Here is an 11848-nt window from a genome sequence, read left to right on the forward strand (position 1 = left end):
TGTGCCATGTAACACCCGGCGGCATACAACATAAAACCCAATAAATAAAGCACTGTTTTGCATTTATTGGTACTATGTGCAATATTGCTTGTGCGGAATCTGTGCGGCAAATCCATCACCACGGCGGCAGCTAAAACCACCCCAGAGCCGCCATGACGCTCCCATGGCACCGGCCAAGGTAAAAAGCACCGTCAACAACTTCACTTTGGCTCAATAATACTGGCGGATGTAGTCGTAGGCTTTGTCGAACAGCTCCTGGTCGGTGTGGAGTTTGTATTTGAACAGGGTGCGACGGAGTTCCTTCTGCACTAGGCGCTCTCCCTGGGTGGTGTGCTGCCAGTCTGGGAAACGGACTTTTTTCACGATGTCGTCAATGTCGGCGACGATGCGCTCCACGATAATATGGGTATTTTTGCTTTTGGCATCTTTGAAGAGTTCGGTCAGGGCTTCCTTGGCACGGTCACGTTCTTCAACTGGATCAATTTGTTTTTCCGCTTCGAGAACATCCTTGGCGGCTTGGAGGATTTCTTTCAGGAATTGGAGACTTGTCGAAAAACCCTGCTCATGCCTTTCTCTGATTTTCTCTAACCGCTCGCCTAACTCGGTGAACTTGGGATTGCCATGGTGCTTCTTTAGGCGAGCGATCAGGGAAATCTCAATTTCCCGGCCGCGCTTGGCGGGATCGGTATCCTTCAGGATATCATCCAGGACCTGTGCGTCCATCACCAGGGTTTCCACGTCGGCCCGGACGGATTCAACATGAACGTTCTGGTTGATGAGGTCTACGGTCTTGGCACCCAAGGCGTGCCAGAGGAGTTTACCGTTGCCGCTGGGTGGCTTGACGGACTCGTACACCTGGGTGAGCCAACGGTAATCGGCCTCATACGGGCTGAGGCAGGGATCAGGCGAGAGGGCTTCCCAGATGGTGCCAAGAACGGAGTAGTGGGCGGCAAACTTGTCGCGCACCTCGTTATTGGGCAGGCATTGCTGCGCAGCCATGAGGCCCTCGTAACCGCCGATGGTGCGGTCCACATGGGGGAAAAAGGCGAGGCACTTTTGCACTTGGAGCGGCAGCGCCTTGCGCAACTCTTCAATGTTGCTCACGACCTGCTGCACGGCTTTTTCATCAAAGTTCAGGGCGCGGGCCACATCATCAAAGATGCCGATGTAATCCACAATCAGGCCATGGGTCTTCTCCTGGCCGAAAGTGCGGTTGGTCCGGCAGATGGCCTGGAGCAGGTTATGGTCCTTCATCGGCTTATCGAGGTACATCACCTGGAGAATGGGCGCGTCGAAACCGGTCAGCAGCTTGCTGGTGACAATGACGAACTGGAGCGGGTCGGCTGGGGAACGGAACCGGTCGAGCAACTTTTCCTCGGCATCCTTGTCGCGACTGTGGACTTTCCATTCCGGGGGATCGCCCTGCGCGGTGGTCATTACAATGGCGCTGGCCTCGGGGCCAATCAGTTCGTCCATGACGGCTTTGTAGAGGACACAACATTCGCGGTCAAAGGTGACAACCTGGGCTTTGAATCCGTTGGGTTCGACTTTGGATTGGAAATGCTTGACGATGTGATTGACCACGGCACGGACGCGCTCCGGGTTTTTCACCAGCACGGCCATTTTGGCGGCGCGTTTGGCCAAATCATCGCGATCCTGCTCGCTCAGTTCGCCCGTGATGGCTTTGTAGGCTTGGTCTATGGCGGCTTTATCTATCTTCAACTTTACCTCGGGGGCTTCGAAATGGAGAGGCAGGGTGGCCTTATCCCGGATGGACTCCTGAAATGAGTAGCGGCTCATGTAGCCTTTCTCATCCTCATCCGCGCCGAAGGCCCAGAAGGTGTTTTTATCGGCCCGGTTGATGGGCGTGCCGGTGAGGCCGAAGAGGAAGGCATTCGGCAAGGCTTCACGCATTCGCCGACCTAAATTACCCTCCTGAGTCCGGTGTGCTTCATCAACCATCACGATAATATTTGATCGAGCGCACCACGCACCGGTCGGCGAACTAGCACCGGTCAGCGAACCCTCACCCCCAGCCCCTCTCCCAGAGGTAGAGGGGAGAAGATGCGCGACGACGATTTCCAGCACGTTTAGCGGATTAGTCTCAAGCTCTTCGTTCTTAAACCGCAGCACGGTGTTGCCGAGACTGCGCAGATACGCGTCCCGCTTGGCATCCTTTTGCTTGCGCTTCTCGTGAACAGGGCCGTCGAACTCAACAACCAGCCTTGCCTCATGGCAGTAGAAATCTACCAGGTAATCCCCAATCTGATGCTGCCGCCGGAATTTAGCGTCGCATAGTTGTTTATTCCGCACCAATTCCCAGAAAACATCCTCTGCAAGTGTCTGCTTTTGACGCAGTTCCCTCGCTCGCTCTACTAATCCAGAGAATTCAAAACCACCACGATAGTTCACTGACTTTCCCCCCTCTCCTAAGCTGCGCACCCTCGCCCCTGGCCCCTCTCCCACTGGGAGAGGGGACGGGGGTGAGGGTGGTTGTAGTTGAGAGCCACCGAATTTATGGATGGTCGTTATCAACACCTTGCGTACGTCTTGCTTTAAGAGCGCCTGCAATTCCTCCCGGCTCTCAACTCCAACCATATTCGGCACATCGGCGGCGTTGAACGTGGCGGTGATCTGGGTGTCGAGGTCAATGCGATCCACCACAATCATGACCGTGGGGTTGCCCAGCTCGGGGTGCATCCGGAGCTTTTGGGCGGCAAAGACCATAAGGAGGGATTTGCCGCTGCCCTGGAAATGCCAGATGAGACCTTTCTTGGGATAGCCCTGCACCACACGTTCCACGATCTGGTTGGTAGTGAAATACTGCTGGTAACGGCAGATGATCTTGATGCGGCGATGTTTCTTGTCCGTGGCGAACAGGGTGAAATTTTGAAGGATATCGAGTACCACACCGGGCTGGAGCAGGCTCGCGACGGTGCAACGCACGTGGCCAATGGTTCCCTCTTCTGGCACCGCCGCTGAGCCCCTCACCCCTGGCCCCTCTCCCAGCGGGAGAGGGGGAACGGGCGGACGCCAAGGGCCCCACATTTCGATGGGCATGCGGATGGAACCGTAGCGGAAGAGTTTACCCTCGGTGGCGAAGGAAAAGACGTTGGGCACGAACATGGCTGGGACTTGCCGTTCGTAAATCTCGTTCACTTGGAACGCACCATCGAACCAGGTGACCGCACTGCGTGTGGGCGTCTTGGCTTCGCCAATGACGATGGGAATACCGTTAACCAGGAAAACGATATCGAAGCGGACTCCGCCGCTTCGACCCTCACCCCGGCCTTCGTCCACCCCTCTCCCACTGGGAGAGGGGTCGGGGGAGAGGGCGTGCCCAGCGCAAAACGTAAATTGATTAGTGACGGTGAGTCGGTTGCGGGTGGGCTGGGCGGCATCCATGAGGCGGATGGGGACATGCTCGCCACGGGGGCCAAAGGGCATGGTTTTCTCACCGCGCAGCCACGCCATGAAATTTTCATTGGCACGAACGATCCCATCCGCCTGCACGGAGAGCAGGATGGCCCGGAGATTGTAAATGACCTCGTCGGCGCGGTCGGGCTGCGCCTTAATTTCCGGGTTTAGTCGGATGAGGGCATCGCGGACCCAGGATTCGACCATCACGTCGCCGGGTTGGCGCGGGATTTCCGTGGCGGGCAGGTAATCCCAATTCAGGGGCTGCAACTGGTCCCCCAAGGACTTGCCCCAACCAGGTAACGTTTCCCGCATGGGCGTGACTGATTCGCCGCCGCTGAAAGCGACGGTGTCCAGGATCATCTGCTCGACGGTGTTGGATTCGGTGAAGCTCATGTTAATGCCTCCGTGAATGCGTTAAGTAATTTGCGAGTTGCATCATATTTTGCGGCGAGCGCATCTTTTACTGATTGGAGCTTCTTGACCTCGCGAACAATCAGCTCTTGCTCTGCGAGCTTCGGAAGTTGGAACGGAAACGCTTTGACCTGAGTAGAGTTTATGGAGGCGAGATTCGACGTTTTCTTCGCACACCCAAGAAAATATTTTTTGCCGTAGGCGCTTCCAAGCTGGAGCGCAAGAAACTCCGGCAAAAGCACAGACCTATTCGCACGCAAACTGAATACATGATTCTGGTGCAAACAACCTGAGACTTGGTTTCGCCAAATTGTGCCTCTGCCAACTTTGTCAAAGTCTCCACCTTCGCAAATGACGACATCACCATCTTGAAGTTTGAACCGCTCTTCATCTACTTTTGGCACAATAATCGTTTTCATCTCGGTCAGATCAAGGTAGCCGTCCTGAACATTTGCAACTCTCAAATACGGCAATTCAACTGTCTGAACTGTGGCTGGACATGTTTTTCCCTTCGCGATTCCCGTTTGTAGAAAAACTACTTCGCACAGCGACTTTATTGGATACCGCGCCGCAGACTTTCCAGCTCCACCTGTGCCGAGTGCATCCGCGAGCTTCGCATTAACGGCTTCGCCGGCAGTTTGAACCGCCTTTTCGTTAGCAACGGAGCTTTCATCCACCGCCCAGAGGATTTCGGCGATGCGGCGCTGCTGGTCGAGTGGCGGGAGGTCGAACTCCTCCAGCTTGAGCGTAGTCCAGTTGATGGTGGGCGAGAGCGAGCCGACCGAAATATCCACGGCGCGGCTCATAAACTTGTCGCTCATCATCAGGAACGGCAAGAACTCCGGCAGCACCACTTTCGGCTTCGCCCGCGCCACCATCGCGTGTGCTGAGCAAATTCCGTCCACCTCTGCCACCGCCAGCTTGCGCTGGTAAGCCCGGCGGCGTCCAAAAATAATGTCGCCCTTGCGGAAGCGCAGCTTCGTGCCGATAACATCACTACCCTTACCCCATCGCCGGATGTGTAAACTGCCAGAATCGAGATCATCTAACCCTACGTAAATTTCTGCCGCTGCTGTGCTTGGCTCGACGCGCTCATTGACATTCTCCACGATGTCGTCAAAACGGAAGCGCTTCCAGCCCTTACGGTCAAACAGGGGGAGTTTGGCCCATTGGGGATTGGGCTTGAGCTTGGCGAGGGATGGAATTTCTTTGGTCATCTTCGACTGCGACTAAAAATCTTCTGGGTTCACGACATTGTTTCGCAAATCGTTCACGCGTTGCGCCAGGAAAGCAATGAGTGCGGCATTTGCGAGGATTCCAGCGACCAGCATGGATTCCCAGTTGTTCAATGAGCCATAGTGGATGTCTTTCTTGTTAAGAGCGTCGGCAACAGCCTGGGTCAGGGCTTGGGCGGATACCTGGCCCGCTGGCAAGGTGAAGTAGTGTTCTGGCCGACGGCCTATCTTGACCCATGTAGCTTCACAAAAATCAAGAACTTGGGTTTTCAAAACCACATTATCTACGTGGTAGCGCACGGCGGCAAAGTCCGGGTGGTTGTTCGGCAGCACCACCATCAGTTGCATCGCTGGCCTGCGGAATCCTTGCTGTTGCGTTTGCTGGATGTCAGCACGGGCCAACCGCTGATTCAAAATTACATCGTAGTAGGGATGCAGAACACGTTGCCCTGGTCCCACGCCGACCAAATTATCTTGCCGTTTCGTGTTGCAAAGACACGCCGGAACCAAGTTCAAACTGAAGAACGCAAGTTCGGGAAAATCCACTTTGGGGAAAACGTGATCCAACGTGCCTGTTCCCAAACTACCGCACATCGGGCACACATCCGGCGAACCTTTCTCACGGATTTTTTTCAAGAACGGGCGAAGCACCGCTGGCGGAGTTTTGTAGTGCTGGAGAAGGGCATTGACCAAGCCGTCGTCCATATTAAGAGCCGCTGGTGCGCCAGCGGCGATGGCATTGCCATTCACCCGGCGGTAGGCGGCATAACTGTGGAGAATTTCCCTGACGTGCTGGCGAAGCGCCGGGTAACTCGCAACCAAACGATTCCGTGCCAGCGAACGTAAATTCGCCACGTCAGGAACTTGTGGTTGCTGGAGTTGTTTCACGTCACTTGGCTTTTGTCAGATCCGCGCGCTGCAAACTCATTAACGCCTCGGTTGATACTTCTTCTTCCAGCAGTTTCATAACTTTCGGAGCTTGGCCAGGCTTCGCGACCAGATGAGCGCGAACTTGGGCAAGCAGCGAACCAAAATAAGCGTCTTCAAAAACAAAATGAGATATTTCGCCAATGTCAGCACCCAATGTCTTCAACCTCGGTGTCACGGCTTCGATTTGGTTATCGGCGACTTGCCGCAGAACAATCACCTGAGACCGAGTTACTTCGCGAACGAAATAGGCGGAATGTGTAGCCAGGATTGCAACTGACCCCGTTTCTTCCAAAAGCTTATCCAGCAAACGAACAAAGTCTGAAATAAAATTAGGATGAAGGTGGGTCTCGGGTTCATCACACAAAATCAGAGTTCCATTTTCAATATACAAACAGGCCTGAATCGCAAAGCGAATAAACGTCAACTGGCCACTACTGAGTGGCACATGCTTGCCATCAATGTAGCGGCAAACGTCGGCCTGAAGATCAACCGCACTCCAGCGCTCCAATCGGCGGCGACCGTTACCTTCCTGTAGTTCAGACAAAGGAAACGGCTCTTTAAGCCACTCCGGAGTATTCACATTGGCCTTCTTAACCCGGACATAAAGCAGCTCAGGAGGAATTATCGGACGAATTGCCTCACAAAAGAAGCTCCAACGCCCTTTAGCCCTAATGCTTTCTTCCGAACGCGACAACTCTACAAGAACTCGCCCCAACCCAAGCTCGTTGTTTCCCCACTGCCGCCGACTTAGAAAAATCTGTCGGTATTTTATCCGGCGTGGGAATCGTGGTGGCGGGGGAAAAGTGGTGTAGGTTTCACCAGGGCTGCTTACCGCAAGCAAGCGATTAATAACAGGGCGACCATTCACTGGATCTCGCAGACCGTCGCGGTCGTCGTGGAGCAAAGATTCAACAATGTGAGCCAGCGACTGGCTTTTCCCTACACCGTTTTTCCCGATTACGACCGCGATACGCTTGGGCAGAGGTCCATCATTTTCAAATCGAAAATCGATTTCATGGTTTGTTTGAAATGTTGGTAATTTGAAACTCAGGTGTAATTGATTCGAGATGCCAGCCAGTTCTTCTGCAGCTAGTCCGCCAAGCAAAGACTCCGCATTTCTCAGCGCAAAAAATGTCTCAGAATTCCTCATGAATGAGAAATTAAACTGATTGCTATTCATGGCTTCGTTTAGCCAATTAGGGGGTGGTTGGGTTCGGCCGGCAACAACCAAGTCATTGATGCTCGCCAACAACCCACGCGCTCGTGAACCATCTAAAGCACCAATCAGTTTACGATAAGACTCCATGTCCGGTTGCAGCGTGTAGAATTCCGGCACATCGGAAGCTTTTAACATTTCGCCTGAATTCATCTGCCCCAACAAATGCTCAACAGCGTCTGCGGGACTACGGAAATCCTCCCCCTCATCCACGAATCCCAAATGAAGATGCCCTTCAATGGGGGGCACATCATGGAGCATTATTTGGTACCTAAAGAGGGTTCTTTGGCCAAACTCATTTGGGGGCTCGGAAGCAGGTGCCAAAACGATGGCAGGCTTTTGCAGATAAGGGACACTAGCGGGAGCGTGGACAAAGACGATGTGATATTCCGGTTCGGTTTCAGGCCCAAAAGTTCCGCGCAATCTGTGCAAATGCGGTAAAAGACCGTCGCGCAAAGCGGCGTCGAATTCCCGCTTATTGCGAAATCGTCTATACAATAATTGGGCACCTGCCTTACGGATCAACGCCGTCATGCGAACATCGCGCCCGCTATCGTTGAGACCCTTTACAAAAATCAGACACAGTTTTTTTGTACTTAATGCCTGCTCAAATTCCAGTTCAACCGCCGTTTTTTCGTCACTGATTACGGGGCCAGCTTTTTTGCCAATCAAACCGATGAAAATATCGCACCGATCTATTGCGGCAATGAATGATTGTCCCGTTATCTGGTTGGATGAATCCTCAGAAAGGAAAAGCTCGAAGAAATCCCGCATTCTTTCATCACGATCAATAAATTGCTTGAGCGCCTCTCGCTCTTGGGCAAATTCTGTGAATAAAGAACTGACGAATATGCGCTTCTCGCTCATTTGGTCTCCTCATTGATACTCTCCACCACATGCTCAAACCGCACTCGTCTCCACCCCTCGCGGGCAAATCCCGGTAGCCTGGACAAGTTTGGATTGATCGTGAGGTTTGCTGGGGCACCGCCGGTGCTGTTGCTGATGGTGGTGCTGCTCATGCTGCTGGTGTTGTTATCGTCATCATCATGCTCGTCGCGCTCGTCATCGTATTCGTGGTCACCGTCGTCGTCGTGATGAGGATGGTGGTGGTCATACGGTTAAGGCTTTTTGCAGCAAGCGGCCGGCATCCACCATGTCCTGCTGGATTTGTAACCGCCGAAAGCGGGTGTCGTCGGATTCGCCCGCGACCAATTGGCCAAGAACAAAGCTGGCCGCCCGGACGGGGGCGGACGATTGTTCGTTGCGGAAATGCTGGTTGAGACAGGCGACGGCATCGGCACAGGCGGGATTGCCGGCGCGGACTTCCTCGCCAAACGCGGCCACGGCGGCGGCGGTGCCACGGTCGTAATGGAGCAACGTGTAAAGAATGTCGAAGGCATCCTTGGGCGCCTGCCGGTGGGCGAAGGCGCGAAGCTTCATCGCCAGAAACGGCCCGGCTTCGCAGACGCGGACGGGCAGATCCGTCTGCGTGGCGCCGTAAAGGTCCACGCCGGTGATTTTGATGGGACGGGCGGTGGCCAGGGCGCGGTTGATGCCGGGCAAAATGTTGGCGGGAATATCGTCCACCATGGCAGTGCCCTGGGTGGCGGGCGGGTGTTCGGTGAGGAAATCCACGGGAATGGTGAAGTCGCCAATGGTTTTCACAAAACGCGGCCCGCCAAATTCGTCCTTGGAGAGTTTGAAGCCGTGCGTTTGCAGGTCCATTTGCAAGCTGCCGTATTGGCCGAGCGAGGCACCGAGGGCGATGCCGAGATCGGCGTCGAGCGTCACAGGCCGGGGCAGCGTGCGCGCGGCGGCGAGATCGCCGCAGAGGTATTTGGGAACGAGGCCGCCGACGAGAACGAGGTCGCTGTGCCAGGACCCCAGCCCGGCCCAGACGGTAAGGAACGCGGCTTCGGCGGTGGCGACGCCGTGGGGATTATATTCGCGGTAGGTGGCGTATTTCATGGGCGGCAAAATCCTTCCCAATGGCGCAGAGCGTTGGCGGCATCCGGGCCGCGCAGGCCGGTGGGGAGCAGGTCGAGATAAATCTGGGCATCGGTGACGAGCGGCAAGTCCCGCACGGTTTGCGTTTCCAGAAAAACGCCTTCGTCCGTGGGAACAAAGAGCCAGACTTTGCCGGCGTCGTTCACGGGGCGCAGGCCGAGTTGCTCCAACGTGGCGGCTTCCGGGAGGCGGGCCACATAGGCGCTGGTGATGACCGGCTCGGTGTAAGGATGCCGCAACCAAGCGGCCAGCCATTGAGTGAACACGATGGGCACGGATTGTTCCCTAGCCCAGATCTGGAGCTTATTCGCGATTTCAAAGGTGTCACCGCCAAAGGTGGTATAGCGGGTGTGGGTGCTGCGGCGGTGGAAATCATCGGCTTTGGCCCAGGCATTGATCAATCCCGGATGATCCACGAGGTGGAATGCGCGGGCACTTTTTTTTCCCAGAAAACCCTGGCTGATGAGGTGCTGGACGATGCGGGAGACCAGACCTGAACTGGCCTTGGTGCGGTGAAGCAGTTCGCTCTGAGTCCAGACCCGGTCGCGGTCGGTCAGCAGGCTGCGGATGATGCTGGCACTTTTGCCCACGAAAACATTCCTCGGCTCAAGCTCATACCGGAAGTCGCGTCCGGGCAGACTGCGGCGATCCACGAGCAGGCCTTCGGCCCGCAGATATACCCGGCCATTCAAATCCACCGCTGCCAACCGCTTTTGCCGGCAAAAATCCAGAAGGCGGGGAATCAATTCGGGGGCAACTAACAGCGGCGGGAGCGGATCACTCCAAGCCGCGAGGATGGATTCCAACTCCGGGATGCTGGGTTTCAGGGAATACACGGGCTTGAAACGGCGGGCTTGGGCGTCCAGCTTCAACTCGACCCACGGCAGTTTGCCTTGGGCCACATCGCCAGACGGCGACAGCCATGCGAGTTCGACATCATCCGCCAGCAATTGCCGGAAGTGATGAAGCAACTCGCTTTCGTAGCGAATTAGCGCGATTTTACTGGAATCCAATGTTTTCACTATTCAGTAATAAATACCAATTTCAGTAAGAAAGCAACTGTTTTTAATGGAATATGTCTTTTTCACTGTGCAGTAAGAAATGTAGTATTCAGTAAATCATTGTGTTTTTATGGTGATTCCAAGTGTTTCCAGCGACTGGCGCACGGTGGTTGAACTTTTCAACCAATGGCTGATCGAGGTAGCGAGGTCGGCTGCCGCGACTGGTGCCGAATCAGCATCCGCCCCGCCATTGGTGGCCAGCGCGACATAGAGCGGGATGCTCAAGTTCCCGTCCTTGGCCCGGATTTCTTCCAGCGTGACAACGCGGGCAAAGCCGGAAACGTCCGCGAATTGCTCGTAGGTTTTAACGATGCGCTCGATATGGTCATCGGTGAGGAAACTTTGGGCGCGTTCGCGGGTAACTTCGTTGACGGCGTTGATGAACAGAATTTTCCCTTTGTGCGCTTTCGGTTTGGCGGTGCGGCAGATGACCACGCAGGCTTCCATGGGGGAGTTATAGAAGAGGTTCGGCCCCAAACCGAGAACGCATTCGATGAGGTCAGCTTCAATGAGCTTGCGGCGCATTTCTTCCTCCTCCTGACGGAACAGGACGCCATGCGGCCAAAGCACCGCGCATCGGCCGGTCTTGGGATTCAGACTTTGGAGGATATGTTGCTGAAAGGCGTAATCGGCACGACCTTGCGGTGGGGTGCCATAAAGATTTCTTCCCCACGGGTCGGTGGCAAAGGCGTCGCGGTCCCATTGTTTAATGGAATAGGGTGGATTGGCCAGCACCACGTCAAAACGCTGCAGGCGGTCGCCCTGGACAAACTTGGGATCGGCGAGGGTATCGCCGCGCTCAATCCGAAAATCCTCCACGCCGTGCAGAAAGCAGTTCATCCGGGCGATGGATGAAGTCATGAGGTTCCGCTCCTGCCCGTAGAGCCGGACGTTGCGCCATTCCTTTTTCAGCCGGCGCAAGTGCGTGATGCATGAGAGCAACATGCCGCCCGAGCCGCACGTCGGATCATAAACGGATTCGCCTGGCTGCACGTCGAGCATTTCGGTCATCAGATGAACGACGGTGCGGTTGGTGTAAAATTCGGCGGCGGTGTGGCCGGCATCATCGGCAAACTTCTTGATCAGGTATTCGTAGCCCTGGCCCAACTCGTCCTCGGGCAGATTGGCGACGGTCAATTCCAGCGTGCTGAAATGCTCGACCAGGTCGCGCAACATGGCGTCGGAGAGGCGGTCTTTGTTGGTCCATTGGGCGTCGCCAAAGATGCCGTAGAGCTTGTCCGGATTGGCAGTTTCGATGGTCCGCATGGCGGACTGGAGGGCCTGGCCGACGTTCTTGGCAGCTTTGCGGACCTCGCGCCAGTGGGCATCCTGCGGGACTTGGAACCGGTGATTTTCCGGGTAAGCGGCAAACGTGGCATCGCCACTTGACTCTTTTAGCGCGGCCTGGGTTTCCTCGTCGAAGACATCGCAGAGGCGTTTGTAGAACAGGAGGGGAAAGATGAACTGCTTGTAATCGCCGGCATCAATGGTGCCGCGCAGGAGTGTAGCGGCACCCCAGCAACGGTGTTAATTTTTGCAACTGTTTTCGGTGATTTTTTTATCCGTGG

General features: G+C 55.2%; 7 protein-coding genes and 1 pseudogene. All 8 read right to left on the reverse strand.

The window, feature by feature from the left end; translation table 11 throughout:
* Positions 1-210: 210 nt before the first annotated feature.
* Entirely contained in the window at positions 211-3813 is a 3603-nt protein-coding gene (locus WCO56_17545) for a DUF559 domain-containing protein (GenBank protein MEI7731383.1), read from the reverse strand.
* A complete protein-coding gene (locus WCO56_17550; GenBank protein MEI7731384.1) occupies positions 3810-5048 on the reverse strand; it encodes a restriction endonuclease subunit S in 1239 nt (412 codons plus the stop codon). The genes WCO56_17545 and WCO56_17550 overlap by 4 nt, the downstream gene beginning before the upstream one ends.
* Before the next feature lie 12 nt (positions 5049-5060).
* The gene (locus WCO56_17555) at positions 5061-5816 is read right to left on the reverse strand and encodes a hypothetical protein (GenBank protein MEI7731385.1); all 756 of its coding nucleotides are present in this window, start codon (positions 5814-5816) and stop codon (positions 5061-5063) included.
* Positions 5817-5955: 139 nt separating this feature from the next.
* Entirely contained in the window at positions 5956-8079 is a 2124-nt protein-coding gene (locus WCO56_17560) for a DUF4062 domain-containing protein (protein ID MEI7731386.1), read from the reverse strand.
* On the reverse strand, positions 8076-8231 hold the full coding sequence (locus tag WCO56_17565) for a hypothetical protein (GenBank protein ID MEI7731387.1): 156 nt from the start codon (positions 8229-8231) through the stop codon (positions 8076-8078). Before WCO56_17565 ends, WCO56_17560 begins: the two co-directional genes overlap by 4 nt.
* Positions 8232-8322: 91 nt before the next feature.
* Positions 8323-9180, reverse strand: coding sequence for a hypothetical protein (locus WCO56_17570; GenBank protein MEI7731388.1), 858 nt, complete (start codon positions 9178-9180; stop codon positions 8323-8325).
* The gene (locus tag WCO56_17575) at positions 9177-10241 is read right to left on the reverse strand and encodes a type IV toxin-antitoxin system AbiEi family antitoxin (GenBank protein MEI7731389.1); all 1065 of its coding nucleotides are present in this window, start codon (positions 10239-10241) and stop codon (positions 9177-9179) included. The genes WCO56_17570 and WCO56_17575 overlap by 4 nt, the downstream gene beginning before the upstream one ends.
* A gap of 96 nt (positions 10242-10337) precedes the next feature.
* Positions 10338-11834, reverse strand: a pseudogene (locus WCO56_17580) (class I SAM-dependent DNA methyltransferase).
* Positions 11835-11848 lie beyond the last annotated feature (14 nt).

This window comes from Verrucomicrobiota bacterium (assembly GCA_037139415.1).
Lineage (GTDB): Bacteria > Verrucomicrobiota > Verrucomicrobiia > Limisphaerales > Fontisphaeraceae > JBAXGN01.

Bases quoted from the DNA above. Each gene is read 5' to 3' on its own strand.
- WCO56_17545 (MEI7731383.1), bottom strand. From the start codon at position 3,813: ATGAGCTTCACCGAATCCAACACCGTCGAGCAGATGATCCTGGACACC.
- WCO56_17550 (MEI7731384.1), bottom strand. From the start codon at position 5,048: ATGACCAAAGAAATTCCATCCCTCGCCAAGCTCAAGCCCAATCCCCAA.
- WCO56_17560 (MEI7731386.1), bottom strand. From the start codon at position 8,079: ATGAGCGAGAAGCGCATATTCGTCAGTTCTTTATTCACAGAATTTGCC.
- WCO56_17565 (MEI7731387.1), bottom strand. From the start codon at position 8,231: ATGAGCAGCACCACCATCAGCAACAGCACCGGCGGTGCCCCAGCAAAC.
- WCO56_17570 (MEI7731388.1), bottom strand. From the start codon at position 9,180: ATGAAATACGCCACCTACCGCGAATATAATCCCCACGGCGTCGCCACC.